At 38.2% G+C, this 18088-nt stretch carries 30 protein-coding genes; 11 read left to right on the top strand and 19 right to left on the bottom strand.

Annotated elements, in window-relative coordinates; genetic code table 11:
* From ACEW80_RS15480 to ACEW80_RS15470, 3 genes are all read left to right on the top strand, one after another.
* Positions 1-481: class I SAM-dependent methyltransferase (locus ACEW80_RS15480; protein ID WP_373527449.1), on the top strand; the 481-nt coding region annotated here is incomplete at its 5' end.
* 32 nt (positions 482-513) lie between these two features.
* Complete coding sequence (locus ACEW80_RS15475) at positions 514-1113, top strand: GIY-YIG nuclease family protein (RefSeq protein ID WP_373527448.1); 600 nt, start codon at positions 514-516, stop codon at positions 1111-1113.
* Positions 1114-1145: 32 nt separating this feature from the next.
* Entirely contained in the window at positions 1146-1349 is a 204-nt protein-coding gene (locus ACEW80_RS15470) for a hypothetical protein (RefSeq protein ID WP_292793499.1), read from the top strand.
* 11 nt (positions 1350-1360) lie between these two features.
* Here the strand turns inward: ACEW80_RS15470 and ACEW80_RS15465 are convergent, their stop codons facing one another.
* The 15 genes from ACEW80_RS15465 to ACEW80_RS15395 all read right to left on the bottom strand — a co-directional run bounded on the left by ACEW80_RS15465 (position 1361) and on the right by ACEW80_RS15395 (position 9133).
* Positions 1361-2395 (bottom strand): endonuclease NucS domain-containing protein, encoded by a 1035-nt coding sequence (locus ACEW80_RS15465; RefSeq protein WP_373527447.1) that lies wholly within the window; start codon positions 2393-2395, stop codon positions 1361-1363.
* 118 nt (positions 2396-2513) lie between these two features.
* Positions 2514-3026 carry a hypothetical protein gene (locus ACEW80_RS15460; protein ID WP_373527446.1) on the bottom strand — a complete coding sequence of 171 codons (513 nt, stop codon included), beginning with the start codon at positions 3024-3026 and terminating at the stop codon, positions 2514-2516.
* A 40-nt stretch (positions 3027-3066) separates the two neighbouring features.
* On the bottom strand, positions 3067-3363 hold the full coding sequence (locus ACEW80_RS15455) for a hypothetical protein (RefSeq protein ID WP_373527445.1): 297 nt from the start codon (positions 3361-3363) through the stop codon (positions 3067-3069).
* Between the two features lie 4 nt (positions 3364-3367).
* A complete protein-coding gene (locus ACEW80_RS15450; RefSeq protein ID WP_373527444.1) occupies positions 3368-3838 on the bottom strand; it encodes a hypothetical protein in 471 nt (156 codons plus the stop codon).
* An 18-nt stretch (positions 3839-3856) separates the two neighbouring features.
* Positions 3857-4060: a hypothetical protein gene (locus ACEW80_RS15445; protein ID WP_373527443.1), complete on the bottom strand. Its 204-nt coding sequence runs from the start codon at positions 4058-4060 to the stop codon at positions 3857-3859.
* 71 nt (positions 4061-4131) lie between these two features.
* The gene (locus ACEW80_RS15440) at positions 4132-4452 is read right to left on the bottom strand and encodes a hypothetical protein (protein ID WP_373527442.1); all 321 of its coding nucleotides are present in this window, start codon (positions 4450-4452) and stop codon (positions 4132-4134) included.
* 9 nt (positions 4453-4461) lie between these two features.
* Positions 4462-4590 (bottom strand): hypothetical protein, encoded by a 129-nt coding sequence (locus ACEW80_RS15435; RefSeq protein ID WP_373527441.1) that lies wholly within the window; start codon positions 4588-4590, stop codon positions 4462-4464.
* A gap of 202 nt (positions 4591-4792) precedes the next feature.
* Positions 4793-5023, bottom strand: coding sequence for a hypothetical protein (locus ACEW80_RS15430; protein ID WP_373527440.1), 231 nt, complete (start codon positions 5021-5023; stop codon positions 4793-4795).
* Positions 5024-5095: 72 nt separating this feature from the next.
* Complete coding sequence (locus ACEW80_RS15425; RefSeq protein WP_373527439.1) at positions 5096-5320, bottom strand: helix-turn-helix domain-containing protein; 225 nt, start codon at positions 5318-5320, stop codon at positions 5096-5098.
* A 159-nt stretch (positions 5321-5479) separates the two neighbouring features.
* Complete coding sequence (locus ACEW80_RS15420) at positions 5480-5689, bottom strand: hypothetical protein (RefSeq protein WP_373527438.1); 210 nt, start codon at positions 5687-5689, stop codon at positions 5480-5482.
* A gap of 91 nt (positions 5690-5780) precedes the next feature.
* A complete protein-coding gene (locus tag ACEW80_RS15415) occupies positions 5781-6281 on the bottom strand; it encodes a DUF262 domain-containing protein (RefSeq protein WP_373527437.1) in 501 nt (166 codons plus the stop codon).
* Complete coding sequence (locus ACEW80_RS15410) at positions 6278-7135, bottom strand: hypothetical protein (protein WP_373527436.1); 858 nt, start codon at positions 7133-7135, stop codon at positions 6278-6280. Before ACEW80_RS15410 ends, ACEW80_RS15415 begins: the two co-directional genes overlap by 4 nt.
* Before the next feature lie 277 nt (positions 7136-7412).
* Positions 7413-7646 carry a hypothetical protein gene (locus ACEW80_RS15405; RefSeq protein WP_292826402.1) on the bottom strand — a complete coding sequence of 78 codons (234 nt, stop codon included), beginning with the start codon at positions 7644-7646 and terminating at the stop codon, positions 7413-7415.
* Positions 7647-7727: 81 nt separating this feature from the next.
* The gene (locus ACEW80_RS15400; protein WP_373527435.1) at positions 7728-8699 is read right to left on the bottom strand and encodes an HNH endonuclease; all 972 of its coding nucleotides are present in this window, start codon (positions 8697-8699) and stop codon (positions 7728-7730) included.
* Positions 8696-9133, bottom strand: coding sequence for a hypothetical protein (locus tag ACEW80_RS15395; RefSeq protein ID WP_373527434.1), 438 nt, complete (start codon positions 9131-9133; stop codon positions 8696-8698). The genes ACEW80_RS15400 and ACEW80_RS15395 overlap by 4 nt, the downstream gene beginning before the upstream one ends.
* A gap of 138 nt (positions 9134-9271) precedes the next feature.
* Here ACEW80_RS15395 and ACEW80_RS15390 point away from each other — a divergent pair, with 138 nt between their 5' ends.
* Together ACEW80_RS15390 and ACEW80_RS15385 are read left to right on the top strand one after the other, a co-directional pair.
* Positions 9272-10321: an HNH endonuclease gene (locus ACEW80_RS15390; RefSeq protein WP_373527433.1), complete on the top strand. Its 1050-nt coding sequence runs from the start codon at positions 9272-9274 to the stop codon at positions 10319-10321.
* Between the two features lie 71 nt (positions 10322-10392).
* Positions 10393-10632: a hypothetical protein gene (locus ACEW80_RS15385; protein ID WP_373527432.1), complete on the top strand. Its 240-nt coding sequence runs from the start codon at positions 10393-10395 to the stop codon at positions 10630-10632.
* 66 nt (positions 10633-10698) lie between these two features.
* Here the strand turns inward: ACEW80_RS15385 and ACEW80_RS15380 are convergent, their stop codons facing one another.
* The gene (locus tag ACEW80_RS15380) at positions 10699-11280 is read right to left on the bottom strand and encodes a hypothetical protein (protein WP_373527431.1); all 582 of its coding nucleotides are present in this window, start codon (positions 11278-11280) and stop codon (positions 10699-10701) included.
* A gap of 124 nt (positions 11281-11404) precedes the next feature.
* Here ACEW80_RS15380 and ACEW80_RS15375 point away from each other — a divergent pair, with 124 nt between their 5' ends.
* Positions 11405-12490, top strand: a complete 1086-nt coding sequence (locus ACEW80_RS15375) for a DUF3696 domain-containing protein (RefSeq protein WP_373527430.1) — start codon at positions 11405-11407, stop codon at positions 12488-12490.
* A 4-nt stretch (positions 12491-12494) separates the two neighbouring features.
* Positions 12495-12830, top strand: a complete 336-nt coding sequence (locus ACEW80_RS15370; protein ID WP_373527429.1) for a hypothetical protein — start codon at positions 12495-12497, stop codon at positions 12828-12830.
* 70 nt (positions 12831-12900) lie between these two features.
* Here ACEW80_RS15370 and ACEW80_RS15365 read toward each other — a convergent pair whose 3' ends face one another.
* Positions 12901-13380 carry a hypothetical protein gene (locus tag ACEW80_RS15365; protein WP_373527428.1) on the bottom strand — a complete coding sequence of 160 codons (480 nt, stop codon included), beginning with the start codon at positions 13378-13380 and terminating at the stop codon, positions 12901-12903.
* A 253-nt stretch (positions 13381-13633) separates the two neighbouring features.
* On the opposite strand from ACEW80_RS15365, the gene ACEW80_RS15360 reads away from it, so the two are divergent.
* The 3 genes from ACEW80_RS15360 to ACEW80_RS15350 all read left to right on the top strand — a co-directional run bounded on the left by ACEW80_RS15360 (position 13634) and on the right by ACEW80_RS15350 (position 14737).
* Positions 13634-13942, top strand: coding sequence for an HNH endonuclease (locus tag ACEW80_RS15360; RefSeq protein ID WP_373527427.1), 309 nt, complete (start codon positions 13634-13636; stop codon positions 13940-13942).
* A 94-nt stretch (positions 13943-14036) separates the two neighbouring features.
* Positions 14037-14447, top strand: coding sequence for a DUF2934 domain-containing protein (locus tag ACEW80_RS15355; RefSeq protein ID WP_373527426.1), 411 nt, complete (start codon positions 14037-14039; stop codon positions 14445-14447).
* 155 nt (positions 14448-14602) lie between these two features.
* Positions 14603-14737 carry a hypothetical protein gene (locus ACEW80_RS15350; protein WP_373527425.1) on the top strand — a complete coding sequence of 45 codons (135 nt, stop codon included), beginning with the start codon at positions 14603-14605 and terminating at the stop codon, positions 14735-14737.
* A 60-nt stretch (positions 14738-14797) separates the two neighbouring features.
* Here ACEW80_RS15350 and ACEW80_RS15345 read toward each other — a convergent pair whose 3' ends face one another.
* Positions 14798-16639, bottom strand: a complete 1842-nt coding sequence (locus ACEW80_RS15345; RefSeq protein ID WP_373527424.1) for a hypothetical protein — start codon at positions 16637-16639, stop codon at positions 14798-14800.
* Positions 16640-16644: 5 nt separating this feature from the next.
* Complete coding sequence (locus ACEW80_RS15340; protein WP_373527423.1) at positions 16645-17772, bottom strand: AAA family ATPase; 1128 nt, start codon at positions 17770-17772, stop codon at positions 16645-16647.
* 132 nt (positions 17773-17904) lie between these two features.
* Here ACEW80_RS15340 and ACEW80_RS15335 point away from each other — a divergent pair, with 132 nt between their 5' ends.
* Positions 17905-18087, top strand: coding sequence for a hypothetical protein (locus ACEW80_RS15335; protein WP_373527422.1), 183 nt, complete (start codon positions 17905-17907; stop codon positions 18085-18087).
* Position 18088 lies beyond the last annotated feature (1 nt).

Genomic DNA, 18088 nt, shown 5'->3' with positions numbered 1-18088 from the left:
TTCTGGGCAAAAGGCGCTAGTCATTGGTTGTGGTTTGGGAGATGATGCCGAAGCTTTAGCTCATCGAGGGTTTGAAGTAACTGCTTTTGATATTTCACCGACAGCGATCGCTTGGTGTCAAGAGCGATTTCCAAATTCGACTGTCAACTATGTAGTTGCAGATTTGTTAGCAATTCCCCCACAATGGCATCAAGCTTTTGATTTTGTTTTTGAATGTCGTAATATTCAATCTCTGCCGTTGAATGTGCGTTCTTCAGTTATTTCTTCAGTTGCCTTTGTCGTTGCTCCTGGTGGCACACTTTTGCTGATTACTCGTGTTCGAGATACAGAAGCTGAACCCTCTGGCCCACCTTGGCCATTATCATACTCGGAACTCAAACAGTTTGAAAATTTGGGATTACAGCAAGTAGAAAAACTCGTGTTTTTAGAATCTGAGCTTGACGTTAAGCAGGTGCGGATTGAATATCAAAGGCATAAATAATTCTTTGACAGGTTTATTGACTTTCAGTTCTCTTGGATAATCAGCTAGTCGGCACACTCCCCGTAATACCCTTGGAACCCAATCAGCTAAACCTATTCTCAGATTTGACCCTTACACCAGCACGTAGAGTAGATACATTGGTGATGAGTGCTGATGCCCTGCTGCGGTGGAAGTCTCAGATTTTTGATTATCAGCAACGGGTGAGGGAGAACAAACCACCTGAGCAGGTGACATTATTTGACATTGCACCCAACCACTACGACCCAGACCGGATTGATCCGTTGCAGTTACAGGTGCGATCGCTCTCTTTTTGGAGGATGCCAGCAGATAGCCCCGGCGATGCGTGTATCTATTTCATAATTGACTCTGCGGCTTCTCTTGTACTGTATGTGGGGGAAACTTGCAGAAGTAACAAGCGCTGGAAAGGGATTCACGCCTGCAAGGATTACATCGCCAGCTATCAGGATTTGCATTATCGCTATGGGATTCAGACAGCAGTTAACATCGCGTTTTGGTGGGACACCCCTGTTGACCGACGCGCACGGCAGGAGTTGGAGTTGAGTCTGATTTTGAAGTGGCGATCGCCATTTAACAAGGAAATGTGGGAGCGGTGGGGGCAACCGTTTGGGTAAACTTTTTTTGTAACGATAAGAGGCTTACTAGAATGTCTGATAATTTTCCTTTTCAAAATCCTGAGCAACTACAGCAATGGCATCAGGGTATAAAAGATGCCAACCGCAATAATATTTTCTGTCATTGTCATGCTTGCGGTTATGAGTGGATGGATTCAGCATTTGATGTTACTTGTATTCAATGCAGTAGCAAAGATGTAGAAAGTATTTCATCTTGGCAATTTCCAGATGACTAAATCAGAATAATTTATATTCTTGCTAACCACTTTCCAAGTGCTAAATATGCTAATGATTCTAGGGAATCAGGATTTGGAATTAACTCCTTATAAGTGTTAATTACCACAGGAGAAAATGATTTATAAGAAAGGCTCCAATACAAATTTCTAGGTCTTTTTTCTCGTGGCATGGCATCCCATTCAGATTGCAGCCTCATCCGACCGAAACCTTCTGGTATATGACCAACATGGGTAACAACAGATCCATCCATCCACAGCCTCATTCTGCCAATCACTTGTCTTCTTTGTGTAAATAATAATGAGCTTGGAGTAGGTAGCCATAGAAATATGACTGGTTTATTAATCTTTCTTTGAAAACATAACTCAACTACTGGTTTAGCCTTACCTCTGCCATATCTAATAGTATTTTTACTTTCAATTTCTTCTTTGATTCGCCCATCAAAACTAAGAATTTTCTCTCTAAGTTTGAGAATTGCTTGTTGTTCTTCTCCAGTACAAGCACCAAGCCAATCTAAAAGTAATTGCGGTGGTTCTGGAATATTGCTTGATGTACTGCTAATATCAAGCTTCTGATAGGGAATTGGAATTGACCAAGTTTGATTAGTATCAGTATCTTGCAGTTGTAAGTGAAAATTTTGATTAATCTGGGCAATAGTAACCTGCAAAAAATCAACTATCAACTTTGTGTGTTTGCGGTCAATCAGATTATGTTTGTGAAATGAGGGTGCGATCGCAAGTAACCGGACAGGCTGACTGTAATCAATTTGCTCTTGAAATGGTTTCTCGTCTAGTAAGTTATCGTAGTAGCGAGTTAATTGCTGGACAACATATCTATCTTGAGTATTTTTGAGTTCTAAAATTACTAATTGTCTCGTGTCGTTAAGTGCTAAGATATCGCAGATTTCGCCCTTAACAGCATACTGTCGTTTTAAAGGTTTTAAGCCTGATAATTGCTGTAGGTTATCCCAAACAAAATCTTCTAATGCTGCTTCTGATGCAAATTCCCAACCAGTTCCTGTTTTACGTAGTGCTGCACCAGCTAGCATATCTTCGTTACTGCAATATTACTAGAGTACTGAATATTATGGCATACGCGATGGCGTAACCGTCTGCCGCAGGTCTTACCCTGAGCCTGCGCCGAAGGGCATCGCACCCAGAACTGTTTTATTCAGGCACACTTACAGAAGAATGAAATATGGAATGAAGGGCATGAGGTGGAAATCCTTCTCGTTTAAGTTGGTGTTCATTCATGAAATCGTTGTCTAGGATTCCATAGCATTTAGTCTTTTTGGCTATTTCCACCACAAAATCATTGTTGAATATGACACCAAAATAAGTACTGCCATTAAAATTCTTACCTATCCATGTTGGGTCAATTAATTCTCCATCATTATTGACCAGCCAAGCATGAGATACAACTATATCAACATGATCACTAATAGCAAATCCCTCACAGTAATTTAGTTGTGGGAAATTTATTAGTGCTTTCATGCAGTTCTCAAAGCATGATTTTGGTTTGCCTTTAAATGGTGATTTAACCTGAGTTACAAAAGGTTTACCATAATCCAAAACTAGCCTTTGTGTACTTTTGTATTGAAAGTCAGAACGTGTGTTAAGTTTATCAATCAAGTCTGCTTGTTCTTTTAATATTGTCAATAGACAGTCTAGATTATTCATTGTTACATTCTTTATTTAATATTAATTTAATTAAAGTTAACTAAATATTAAACCACCAATACTTATGAACTCCTGTCAATTTTGACCCAGCTACTGCGTGTTCATCAGCCCATGTTAGTGTACTACCATCCCCACACTCGTAACCATCCCCACCAAATTTACTTACCCCCTCTTCTACTACTTGCATCATCACTTTAATAATCATTTTATCAGTTACATAAATATTATAATGTTCTAATAGCAGAGCTTTGATATCTTTAGTACAAACATGGTCAAAAAATCTAGGCTTTTCTTGAAGAATACTAATAATTAAAATTTTTAATTCTTCTGCTTTCACTGTCTTAAAATCCCTGTTGCTCTAAATTCTTTAGTTTTTCTAACTTTCTATTTAGGAGTGAAGCATCAGTTTCAGGTTCACCATTGTCATCAGTTTCGCGTTCCTCATCCAGCCATTCCAACAGTTCAGCTTTTGGACGAAATGATATTATAGGGCGCTTCTGGTTGTAATTTTCTTGAGCTTGGTAAAGTACATCACGATTGGCTTCATTCCATCGCTGCTGATTAGACTTAGCTTTATGCTTGGGTTCAGAAAACTCTGGCATCACCTCTATTTTGAGATAGCCTCCTTTGCTTTTTAACTGCCAACGTTTGTTGTAATGATCAAAATGTTTCTTTACGCCCCGTTCAGTTTTCCATCGCTTGCACAAATATAACCTTTTGTCAGTCCAAGCATATTCAGTATTACTATCAAATGTGTATAGCCAACCCAAAGGCTTATCTTCTTCGGTATAGCAACGGTATCCGTAGTACATCAGCCAAACTTTTTAGTATTATTCAATGGTAAATAGTTCTTTGTCATTTTCAATGCCAGAGTATTTGTTATCACGAAGGATTACTTTTATGGGAGATTCACTGCCTGCAAAATATTTTCTAGTTTTATCTAGAAGTTGTTCTAAATCCTCGTCTTCTAAGACTTTTAAAGTTCTGATTAACTCAGGACGATTTTTAAAAACAGTCGTTGGTACTTTTAGCATCCAAACATTACTCCGAGCTTTCCTCGAATAGTCTGAGTAAACCAGAATATATCCCCATTTTTCAGCCAATTCTATAACCTTATTTTTAAGCATGAGTAGTCATATCTGTCAGGTGATGCTATGTATGCCTTATATTCTTCTTCTTTTTGTCGTTTACGTTGTTCGGCCTTCTCTATAACAGCTTGAGCTTTTTCTGTGGTACATAAATAAGTTGGGTCGCCAAGAGCGCCGATTTCCGTACCTTTGGAAGTGTAGCGAGTGCCTGATTTGAGAGTAACTATACCAGTTAGTGATACTTTATCAACTTCTTCAATTACGGCTTTAGTGCCACGCTTGTCATCATAGAAAAATACTCCGATTTTATCCCCTGGTTTTAGTTCTAATGTGTTCATATTTTTTTATTAAAAAATAAACTCAATTGATGGTGAAATATTTACCGCACGTTCACCACCACACTTAAGACCGAAAGCACCACGACCAGAGGGAAGGTAGTCACCAGTTTTATAAATCACATCTTTAGCCCCAGCCATTGCTGCAATTTCTTGACTTTGGTTTTTAATGAGAGTTTGTAGTCTCCGAGTATCTATACCTGGAACACGAGCTAAAAATGTTTTTGTTGATTGTGAAACTCGATTTAGTACACCCAGGGCATACCGTTTGAGTAATAGGTATTGCGGACATAAAACCTACCATCAGGAGTAAGATATTCACCTGCTTCGATACGTTGCAGTTTCATTGTTTTTCTACCTGTTTGCAAACTTTAGCAATTTGTTGAAACCTAACAGATTGGGTTCCAACTATCGTCGTTGGCTTTACAATAACCCTAGTTCGTTTGACCTCAACAACTTCTGCCCAAGTGTTAGATAAATATTTTGGAACTCCTTCATAACCATCCCATTGCAAAAGAACTATATCACCTACCTCGATATCCGAAATTTTCTCAGGTTTAAATTCTTTCGTCATGAGTAATCTGGTAATTGACGACACTGTTCAAGCGCAAGAGAGGGCAAACTTAAAAGATTAATAGTTGATAAGTCAATCATCAAAGTGTACCCCCAAATCACTACCTAAAGCTTTTTCAATTCCTTGCAATGTATCAAATGGCAATTCTTGAACTTTCTCGTTTTCAATTCGATTCCAGTGAGGAACGCTGATTCCAGCTTCAGCTGCTAGTTCCGCAAGAGACTTGTTTGATGCTTGTCTATATTTTTTTATCCGCTTACCTAAATCTGTAAACTCTTTACTGAAAGTGACTCGCATTAAGACATATTCCACCAATATTATTTTGTGATAACCTAAACTTGTTTATATTATAACCTAACAAGAGTTACTTTATAAGTAATACGTTTAAAGTTATATAAAAGTTATAACAAGCTCAGTAAAAGTGGTCATCATTAACTAACATTGGTTTTGGGTTATTTACAAGCTGACAAAATTGTATTCATAGCAATCGCGGTTGAGTTGGTAGACCCAGCCGCCTGTTACTTCTTGAATCGTGACAGCACCGATATAGTGGCGGATGTGCATTGCGTTGTCGATACTGCCCCAGATGGGATTTACCATCGTTGCATCGGTTTGCAGGTATGCACCGCTATCATTTTTGATTACATAGGGGTAAGTAGTATACATAACTTTTTTATTAACTCTCTATTGTTTAGGATAATACTGTTTTTGCTGGGTAAGATGGTGCGTAGTTTACTGCCGTAGGCATCGCACCCTTTTAACTGTTAAGACGATTTGCAACAACCTCTATCAGTTTTGCTATTTCTTCGGGGTTGGCATCCTCCGAAGGGATAATAGATATCAAAGATAGAGAATGGGTGCGATTAAGCACTGTCTTTGCATGATATGGAAGAGTAGCATAAGTACATCCGTTTAGTTCTGTCTTAACTTCTAGTCCGCTCAAAACTAATTTATTGCTGTAAAAATCGACAATTGCTTTTAACCTTTGTTTACCATCAAGAACTTCGTATGTATGATCTGACCTCTGGTAAAGAACAATTGGCATTACAGGAAAATTAATAATAAAAGATTCAATTAGCTGGGATTTTTTCACATCATTCCAATCCCCAACAGATTGACTATCATTATCAATCACCATGTAATTAGGATTAGACTTTATCTTTTCAACTAACGCTGGTAGCTTTATCCTGTCAATCTCTTGAATTAATCTGTCTTGACCGGATTCATATTTATCATTAATTTCATCGTCTGTCATCATGATGATTCTTTTCCACCCATTACTAGAACTGGCTCAATCCAAACTAGTTTTCTTTGCTGCCTGCCTTCTCCATAAGGTTGATTACGTAAGAAGCCTCTGCGCCAATGGACGCTCTTAGTACCATGTGTACCGCTACCTTCACTACTTTGCGTCCCTTCACGTTTGAGTCTATATCCAAGTCCTAGCCAAAGTGGTTGATAAAAATCTTGCGCTTGCGCTTTGCCAAAACCTTTATTCACCCTAACTACCTCGCTTGTTGTATCTACCAGTTCAGGGCGGCACTCCATAATCAAAATCAATCGTAGGAAAATTGATTGCAAATATTCATTAAATTCTGCAATTACCTGCGGATTGAAATCTTGAACATCAGTATATGTAAGTTTGATTACCTCATCGCCAATTTTGAATCTGCGGCAGAAAAAACTAACTCCATCCATTGCTGTCCAATAAAGAAAATTGTTATCAGTATCAAAATGCCAAAAAATGGCATTAATACTGCGTTTCTCTGGGGATATAATTACACCAGTAGGCAGCATAAAAAATCCTGTTTTCATTGCCCACTGCAAATTTTCAACTTCAATATCTAAATTTGATTGCATCAATGCACTTAACAAATCATTATTCACCCAATAAGCAGGACATTTAGCTTGACCGACTTTAAACAAGGTGTATAGGGTGATGTTCATCGATTCTGTGGGATTAGTTCTTAATTGGCGCAGTAGCTTTTGTTCCTCCGAAGAGTAATAAAAGTCTGCAACATAACCGCACATCTTCTCATAGCTTTCGTAACCGTCTACATGAACAACGGGGCGAATAACAATTTCATTAAACCAACCTCTAGGTTTTTTGCTCATGTTTTACTTTCAGCACCAAGATATACAAATTGCGCTTTTAATTAAAAAATATATGCTTAGTGAAATTATATATTAGCTAAAGTATATTCATTACAATATCTTTAATAATTAGATAATTGATTAACAGAAATAATAAAAATTGTGCAAATTTATAATTTAAATTTAAGTACCCAGCTTGAAAAGTAAAAACCCATGTTGGGTTGCGCTCAGATCCACCCAACCTAAGTCTACGTCTAATGCACTACGTGCATTTCAAAAATCAAATACTAGTCCTATATTAACTCTCTATTTCTTCATTAACATCAACGTTGATTACATTTTCCATTTCTTCAACAGCCGCTTCTGCCATTGTTCTGAAAAGATGAATTCGATGATTTTCTGAATTAAAAATGTCTGTATTCTCTTCAATTTCCCAGCCATTAATTTTTGCAAAACGTTGTACTAATTTTTCAATTAAGCTGTTGCGTTGAAAGTATCCTAATTCTGTTTCGATAGTCGAATCATTTTGCATGTTACATACTCGCTTTGATTACAAATGTAAATTATATCCCGCTTTATGGTAATACAAGTCACACTAATTTAAATATCAAATTTATGCTGCCCACCGCAAAAACTCCTGACGATGCCATTGTAGAGAATCAAGTCTAGGATAATACTGCTGCTGACTGGGTAAGATAATGCGATCGCCCCTAAATTCCCGCATTGGTTTAGCGTTGGGTGAATCTTCCCGCAGGTTGTCAGAGACGATGATAGTGTAATCGTCGTTGATGGTGAACCAAAAGCGGTCAAAAGCCCAATGATGATTTTTGCACAGTGAAAGTCCATTATTTATACGGTCATCGTAGAACTGGGAGAATGGTTTGATGTGTGAGCCATCAACGATGTTCTGACCGAGTGAGTCGAGTATTTGCAACCCACAAAAGGCGCAGCGTTGGTTGTAAGTTGAGACAACGATTTTACGGAACGCACCATCTCGCACAATTACAGCTTGTTCATCTTCTAATTCCTCTGGCTGATAGACCTTACCGCCGGAGCGTTGCAACTGGTCTTGTAATTCAGCAAAGGCGTTGACTTGCAGCAGTTGTTCAATATCTTGAGTGCGTAGGCGTAGCCCGCCGCAGGCATCGCTAAACCAGGAATCAATTAATACATGGGTTAAAATACTTCTAGATTCAGAATTTTGCAGCAGTGACCATAATTCAACATCAAGGTAAGCATACTCTACAGTTTGCCTGATGGTGCTAGGAGTTCTGATTTTCACCTTGGCAGCAATCAATGATTCAAACCCCAATTTCATCTCAAAATGCCAGAAGCGATCGCTAGTGAGGTGGTAAAACGGCAGTCCGATATCTGGTTTACGTACTGCTTCTAAGTGGCTCCACAGTTTGAGAAATGTAGCAATGAGTTCAGCAGATAAAGGAACTTGATTTCGCCTTATCTCCCCCTGGCTGATCAGCTCGATAATTGATAGCAGCAAAATAGGTTTATTCGGTGCAACCCCACTGGAACGGGATACCCTGAGATTGGCAAACTTATTAACGTAGTAGTCCAGATTTTTCGTCATTTCAGAGCCAAAGCAAATTTATCGTTTAAAATAACCGATTTAGCAGCCGTAACTGGTGTGTAAGTCATCATATCTTTGCAATAAAACAGTGGGTGATCGGGATGCAGGTTATATGTCACTCGCTGGTAGCCTAATTCTATGAGCGATCGCACTGCCTCATCAGTCAGCTGCTCCCACCCTAACGACTGCAAAATACCCACAACATAGGCGTGAACATTTTTGCGACCTTGAGCGATCGCACGTTCTCGTCCCTTGCGCTCAACCTCAAACACGGCATCGGTTAATTGACAGACCCCAGCATGACTAAGCAGTAACCCGCTTTTTCCCCTTTCCTTGAGTGAAAAGACGTGGTAATGCAGGTTGAAGTAAACCGCTACACGCTGTCCGTAATATGCGGCTGGGTGAATTGTGCTGAATGGATACCGATGAGTCATGATGCGCGTGCAGTTACAACCCGCATATTCTACAGCAAATATTAGCTGACTAATACTGATAACCGTAATGCAACTGATGTATTTTCAGATACTCGCAAGCTAGGCTTTAGCCGAAGGTAACGAGTATTTAAAAATACAATGACTGATTCAGAGTTTTTGGCAATTGAACCAGAGCTAGAGGATTATTGGCGCTCAATTATTCTGTTTGGCAAGAACGTTGCGTGTTATAAATTTGCGTTGGGAAAGTCTCTGCTAGAGCTTGCAACGATGGGAAAGACAATAATTACCCTAGACGAACTCGCCGAACCATTCTCGCGGTATGTCGTTGAGCATTTACAACAGTGCGATACCCAAAATCAAGCCAGTGACAAACCATATCCTTTTATTCAAGCCTGCCGACAATTTAACAAAGGTGAAATTACCAAAGACAAATTGATTGCAACAACTGCTCAAGAGGGTTTTAAAGTCGTGCTTGATAAGTTTCATAACGTAAATTCACAACCGCTATCGGTTCGCTTTTTTGACAAGACAAGAGGTGGTATTACTGTAACGAATGAACTATTTCGATTAGCACAAACTGAGCAATTCCAGAATTTCACCCAAGAAGTAGAAGCGCGGTGGCGATTAGTAGAGACGGCATGGAAATTGAATATTTCTCGCAATCTCATCTCAGTTAATTATGACGAAGACAAAAAAATTCTTTTTACGCAAGTTAATCAAAATCGTAGAGTAGATGTAACTTCGTGTAGAAGTGCATTAAACGCTTACCAGCGAGGTAAATGTTTTTATTGCAATGTAAATATTTCTATTGAAAGTGGATCAGATAATTTAGGAGAAGTTGACCATTTTTTTGCTCATTATTTAGCTAATTATGGAATTGCTCATCCTATTAATGGCATTTGGAATTTAGTCTTAGCTTGCCATAAATGTAATTCATCTAAATATAACCGACTTCCTAATAAACTTTATTTGCAAAGGTTACATCAGAGAAATGAATATTTTGTTCAAACCCCTAACACTTACAAGAAAATTCACGGGAAATACCATCCTCTTCGTGTAGCATTAATGGAGCAGACCGGGCAAACAGAGAAGGAAAGAATTAGTTTTATCAATAACAACTATTATGAAGCTGCGACTGGCCCATTGATTAATTCAACTTGGCAGCCAGATTTTGAATACCCTAATTAAATTTTGGAATCAACAAAAGAAGTTTTTGGGACTAGAATTTTACGGTAAATACTTTTCTGGCTCTTACTTATATGAAAGAATACCGTTGCACCCGTAATGCCCTCTATGCTCATGACTGCACTGGACGCGATGACATTAGAGAACGCCAGGGCTATTACATCCCGGCTGAAAGCGAAGAAGAAGCTTGGGAAAAAATGGCAGTCAGGTTTCCAGACGAAACCGAGGCGGGGTTTACTGTACAAGAGTGGGAAAGTTTTGACGTTAAGGTGGTGGAAGTGAAGCGGGATGAAAATGGAAACATCATCGAGTAGCCAAAACTTGAGTTGCTGTTATAAAAATAGCCAATGCGATGCCTGCGGCGGGCGGGTACGCCATCGCTATTTAATTTTCTTAGCTAAATCTATCCAAGCCTCAATACCTTTTGTAGTAGGTGTCCCGCTTGTAGTAAACGTGCAGATACTACGGCTATGACTTTCGCTATAGCTAATGTGAATCGGTCTTTCGATACCATAGTAGTACAGCCTATCAAATGGCAAGTGTGCGTCTAAAATCCAGTCAATAACCTTATTGCTCGATACATTTGCAATCCGAAAATCGCAAGCGGCTCCTAAGCGATCGCAGTAGTATTTTCCATTGCGGTTAACTTCATGTGCCATGTGTTGGTCAAGATTTGGGGCAACCCGTCCATTTTTTAAGCCTGTTACAGGGTCTTTCTGCTCCAAGAAACGTTTCAAATCTTTGGAGCAGAAACCATAAGTAAGTTGAAATTGCTCTCGACCAAAATAGTCAATAATAGGATCAATAATATGCTTGGAGAGATTTTGCAAAGCATCTATACTATCGGAGTTTGTAGGAAACGGATTAATTTGCTTGGTGTACTTTTGATAAGTGTTAGTGCAAGTGCAAAAATCGATAAGGCTTAAATACTGTCCCAACAGAAGATTTTGAGATTCCATCATCAACCGCCAATACTACGAAAACATCATTTATTTGCTAAAAACATAATTTTTATAAAATATCTTTAACTACATAACAAAATTAGAATAAAATTGAATGAACAATAACATATAGATTTTAACTTTAATGATTAGCTCATTACGGCTGCTAAATTTTAAAGCATTTGAGAATCAATTGATTGAATTCAAAGCACTTACCTTACTCTCTGGTTATAATAACACTGGTAAATCCTCTGTGTTGCAAGCACTATCACTGCTACATCAATCTTATCAACAAGGGTTACTACAAAACACTGGTTTATTGCTCAATGGGAACTTGGTAAATATTGGTAGAGCATGGGATGCTTTGTATGAGAATGTCAAAGAAGACTATGTAGGATTTGAGCTTATTTTAAAAAACGAAACTAAAGGAATATGGCACTTTAACTACAACTCATTAGAGAGAGAAGCTGATGTTTTAGAGATTGGATTCAACTCTGTTGATGCCGATGTTTATCATTCAAGCATTTTCAGCAAAGAATTTCATCACCTTCAATCAGAACGTGCAACAACTGCATCAGGAATCTTAAATTACCAAAGGCGAGAACTTAGACAAATTGGGGCTGAAGGCGAATATACAGCACATTTTCTCTACACTTACGGTAGTCAACCAATCCCCATCGCTCAACTCGCTCACCCGCAAGCAAAATCAATAAATTTGCTAGACCAAGTTGAGGCATGGATGGGAGAAATAAGTTCTGGCCTACACATCCAAGTTGATGCACATCTAGATATGGATTTGGTTAACTTACAATTTAGTGACCATGTTGGATACGGCATTACCTACGTTCTACCAATTATCATAGCAATCCTAGCATCCAGTCCAGATGCATTAATTCTTATTGAACACCCAGAAACCGGACTCCACGCCCAAGCACAAACAAAGCTGGGTAAGCTGTTAGCACTGGCTGCTAACTGTGGCGTTCAAGTTGTGATAGAAACTCATAGCGACCAGATTTTAAACGGCATTCGTCTTGCGGTGCATGGTGGTAAAATTGAGTCGGAAGATGTTCAATTACATTACTTTCAACGTCAAGAACAACAAGGTCAAGCTTTTATTAAAGTTATGTCACCACGCATTGATAAAGACGGCAGAATTGACCGATGGCCTGATGGGTTCTTCGATGAGTGTGAAAACATTTTAATGGTTTTATTAGAACCTGCAAAATCATAATTTTATGAACGATTTTACACAAACATTTTTGCTTAGACAAGAAGCTCAAGCGAATTTAGATAATTTAGTTAACAATTTACAAACAATACAATCTCTCTTACAAGAAGGTCAAAACCCCAGAATAGAGAATATCATTAAAGAATCAATATGTCTTATTGAAAACATAATGCCAAATCTAGCATTTGATAATGCTTTGAAATTGACTTATTTAGTTAGATTCTTAGTGAATTGTCTGTTAGATTTAGAAACAATCAGCAGTGATACAGATAAAATCGATCAGACTATTCAAGAAATTACTATTTGGCATGATACCGTTATCACAATATTTCAATCCAACTAATATATTTAATAAATAGAGATGCATATTAACGGTAAATGTGTGTAGTAATGTCGCTCATCCGGCAGTTCTACTACCCTTCCAACTCTCGTAGCAATGCCTCATTTATCCTTTGTGCCTCTTCCCCACTAGTTTCTACCACATCAAAACCTTCTTTAACTGCTGCCTGAACTCTGGGAGGTAGTGCTTCAAATTTATCGTTGTTAAGTATGGAAATGCGGCAACCAATGTAGGGCATAAAATCAATGAATGGCTGCATTCCCGATTTAATTAAAAGTTTTGATAACAACGTAATGGGATGGTAGGGTTTATCGTTGTCTGAAGTGCTGTTAATTTCGGATGCAAAATAACCACACAGCCAACTGAGACTATCAATGTCTTTTTTTAAAGCTGCAACCGTACCATTTAACACTTGCTGGTTAAGCTTAACAGGCAGATTGTCAAAAATTTTGTCTAGAGCTTCTGGGTGTCGCTTGTGGCAGTAACGCACTGCATTTTCAACTAGTTTATCGATTTTAGTGGGTTGAGATTGCCCAAATCCCTTTGCACACATAGCACTGCCTCAAAATTTATGCGATCGCAGACGCGATTTTAACAGAATTGGTGCGGCAATGAGCAGGGTGTAGAGATGGTGGTGCTTAAAAAACAAGCTGTGTCTTAAGGGGGCTGCGTAGCTTGCCGCCGCAGGCATCGCTATGCATCCTCTAAGAATGATGTGCGATGTCTACGACGGCAAGCTACGCTTTGGCTGTAAAAATTGGTAGAGTTAATAAGACTACTGAACAGCTTTGTTTGTATCGTTGGCAATGCCCATCTACAGAAAACGCTACGCAAACAATTGGGATGAAATAGCGCTGTCTATCAAACAAGCAGCCCAGTGGCGCTGTCGGCACTGCGGACAAAAGTGTTTGCGTCCTGGCGAAAAGCCAAAGGGATTGTCCCGCGCTGAATGGACAGTAATGACGCTTTCTGTACATCACGCCAATTTCACGCCTGAAGATAACCGACTTGAAAACCTAATTCCGCTTTGCACCCCATGCCATATTTCACTGCATAGTCGGGCGCGAAGGCGGTCAAACACCTCACCTGGACAGCTAGAATTGCCACTTTCCTAATGAATAACGACGTTGTGATTTTTATTATCAGTGCTGGTTTGCTTGTGATGTATCTGGTGTTCTCAGCATTGACCGAGATGGGAACAAAGCTACCGTGGAAGAAGTAGAGGGTGCAGTGTTGTCAGTGCGATCGCTGCCCCTGCTACCAACGAAGCGATCGCTTAGTTTCCTCTCAGAATTAGTGCGGGGCGATCGCATCGGTGGTTCTTTCGAGAGGAAAAAATATATGCCTTACGATATGACGATGTGCCCAGGACAAAATTGCCCAATCAAACAAAATTGTTCCCGTTTTACAGATGAAATTCTGGGTCGTCAAGATTTTTTTGGAGAAGCTCCCTATAATTTTACTACTAATTCCTGTGAATATTTTATCAGTAACCACCCAGATGAAAATAAAATCCGTTTGAAAGCTTATGAAATTTGGCAACAAATGGGCTATCCAAATGGCAAGTCTGTAGAACATTGGCTTCAGGCTGTAAAGGAGTTGATAGATTTTAAAATTTAACTTTACTTTTGTAAATTAAGCTCTGAAGTTAACTGTTAACAATTAGACCTATTGCAAAAAAAATTTGTGGTACATGGCGGGCGATCGCTATCCATCCTCGCTTGATTGGGAGCGATGCCTACGCAACTACCAATTAAATTACTTTAGCCGCTACTTTGCCTAATGCTGTCTCCAAACGAGTGGTAAATTCTGAGGAGCGATCGCTTAGTTTCCTCTCAGAATTGGGTGGGGGCGATCGCACGGGAGCGCCTACCAGAGGCTATGGGTTAGGCTTAGGCTGCTCTATCTAGAAGCGATCGCTTACTTTCGGAGGGCTGCCGGGATACCTACTATTCATGCGCCGATTTCTACTAATCTGCTAGATATATATCAACAATTGCCGCAAAATTTATATCTTCTAAACTAATATATCCATTCAAATAATCTGGAGATTCACCAATGATTTGAGAATTATTTTGATAGGAAGGGAGCCAAAAGTAACTTTTAACTTCTAGATTTTTAAAAGTATCTTGCTTTTTAATAACCTGTTGTAAAAGATACTCATATACAAACTGTTTTCTAATATCTTTTTCTTTAATATTGCGGTAATTATCATTATCAGTAAAATATTCTTTTTCCTGGTACTTTACATCGATTATCTTTAAGTAAGATACTGCATAAACAAAATTTTCAAACATTTTAATAACAGAGCTTCTATTATCACTATCCTCCGTATATGGTCTAAACAAAGATTTATTAAAAACATTATCGCCGTAGTAGTTTACATCTAAATCATTATACAAAAAAGTTTTAAATTTGCTTGCAGTGCAAATACCTTTTTTTAAAGCTATATAGAAAACATGGTTAAGCTGAAACATCAACCACAGCATCTGGGAATTTAAGTCATCAGAATCTATATACCAAAATGAATAAAAATTACTAGGTAGTTGATAATTAACAGTTAATCTACCTTTTTGAGAGCTATAAAATTTCTCTAGCTCTGCAAAAGTGTGGCAATCTTTACTAGATTGTCCCTCATAAGCTATCCTTAAGTAAATCTCTTTCGCAGAATTAAATGGTGTGCAATAGAAAGCAGTTTTATATCCACGATCATTCCAATCTATGCCAGAATTCATTACATCTTTTTTTAAAGAAAAATTTATTTTTTTGCCCTGTATTTGTTGGTTGAACCAATTAGGAATTATAACTGCATCTGGCACTAATTGAGTATTATTAATTCTAAACACATTAGCTAAATCCAATACCTTGGGACTGGTGTTAGCTAATGCCGCCACATCATCAGCGAGGAATCTGGTATCCATGTATAAGATATACTCTGATGATACTCTCTTAGCTAAGTATGTTAAGCACATCGACTCCCAAACGCTATGAAAGTTCTTGATCCCCCAAATTTTTCCCTCATCCTGTTGAGATAATTCGCCATATAAAAATAATTCAATCGCATTGTGAAACTGCCAGTAATCGGCATCTTTGAGGGGAGTATGCGATTCGATTATCTCCAAGGTATCTTTAAGTATATCTACAGTTAGGGTGCAGTATTCCTGATGAAATAAACTGTACTCTGCACCTACATATCTATGTTGAAAATCTTCTGCCAGTGCTTGTAATTGAGGAGTGATTTCTTCATCCAACTGCTGTTTGATTTCCCAGAGAATGTAGCAGTACATCGCCACAATATCGGTAGACTGGTACTGTATTTGCTGTCGGGGTAGCGTCATGGCATCAACATATACCGCACCATTATTTAAATATACTGCTCGATGTAAATACTGATGGATTTTGCTATAGTCAATTTTCTCAGTTCTTCCCAACCGAAATGACAAGGACAATATCTTCGGCTCGTCATAAAGGTTGAGAATAGCACTAATCGCATCTAGCTTAGAGTAAAGAATATTGCCTTCTTCATCCTCAGTATTTGGCAAGCTGACTTTTTGAACGCTGCCATCACTCTGAATTACCCCATCTCTATCAGCAGTAGCTTGCAAGTACCCCTTTTGAATACAGATATTCTTAAATTGACGCAATACCTTGTAAAGGCAGAAGAATAAATTCCGCTTGCTATTAAATGTAACGAATAAATCCGGATTAAATCCTTTCGGCAAGCAAAATCTTAGTTGTGAGCCGCGCTTGTCTATGCCAACAAAAGAGTATTTATCATTAATTATTGGTTGTAATTCATTAAAATTTAGCATTTAAACTAAAAACCTTCATCAATATCTTCTTTTACAGAAGTTACACTGTCATGCCAATACTCTAATAGATCAACCGTATAGCTCAAGAAATCAGCATAAGTAGCTAAATTAATATTTTCCTTGTTTAACTTCTCTTTAATAAACTTGGCCAATAATTCTTTATTTCTGGCAAATACACTATCCCATAAATAAAACATTAGCTTATCTTTAATCGGTTCCAAAGTCATCTGTTCGCCAGTAGGTTTAATAAACCACCAACCAATTTGCTTATCTTCTATCCTTCTAATACTTTGGTGATGGAGTTTGATAAATTCGTTTACTCCAACAATACAGCGATACCAATTTAAAGTATTGCCATTAGATAAACATAACGTAAGGTTTAATATCTCTGGCGGTATTTGGCTGTTAGTTATATGAGATGTAGAAGGAGCATCTACATACTGCCAACTCCAACGCCTTTTAAAGGCACTATCTAAATAGTATATCGATTCATCTGAGGTGTTGATAGTTCCAATAATCGATAGGTTAGGAGGAATTCTGATTTTGCTTTGTTTTAAATCTTCTATTAACGCATATCCATTATCGTTATCAAATGGAGATAATTTTTTTTCATTCTCTATATCCAAAAAAAATCTTTCTAATGATGAGTCATTGACTATGATCTTGCCGTGATTAGAAACCTCTGTACGATAACCCATTGTATTTAATAAACCCACTAATTCCATCTCAGAGATATCTACTTCATAAGTTGACCAACCATTATTCTCCCTATCTAATAGCTGAAAAATCAACCCAAATATAGCAGATGCATTACCCCGATTTAATTCATCAATTACTAATAAATAGTTTTTCTTGTTATCATCAATTAATCCGGAATATGCCATCCCCAGCACCTGTAGAAAATGACCGAGGTAGTACTTGTATACTATAGAAGTGCCGTTTGATAAAGGGAGTAGCTTACCCATAAAATCGGAGTAAGTATATTCTGGATGAAATACAGTTTTAACCGTATTTGGTAGTGGGTTAATATTAGGGATTCCTAATTCTTGAGCAATCTTGCGTATGTGATAACTTTTACCAGTGCCAGGACTGCCGAAAAGTATCTTTTGGATTGGTTTAAACTGATGTTCCATAATCTCAAACAGTTTTTTGAATAATTAAGCAAACGCTCTCTAGAAAAAATTACAATATAAACTTTTACTGAAATATTAACTAGAGGTAAGGGTCAATGAACTGGCGTTGTAAGTCAGAGTTATAGCCTTGCTTTGACTTATCAGCTTGGTATACTCGTTATCTGTTATGCCGAGGTTGTTGATTTGGTGGTTGGTCATAGTGTGGTGATGGCGATCGCAACCTTCGCTGCTTTTTCCTCTAAGAATGAAATGCGTAGATACAAGAGCGGCTTTGATAGACATCACTCTTCGTTAGTCTCTCAAACCGCCATCTGAC

The sequence above is a fragment of the Nostoc sp. genome (assembly GCF_041747015.1).
GTDB lineage: Bacteria > Cyanobacteriota > Cyanobacteriia > Cyanobacteriales > Nostocaceae > Nostoc.
This window is presented reverse-complemented; position numbering and strand designations above follow the sequence as displayed.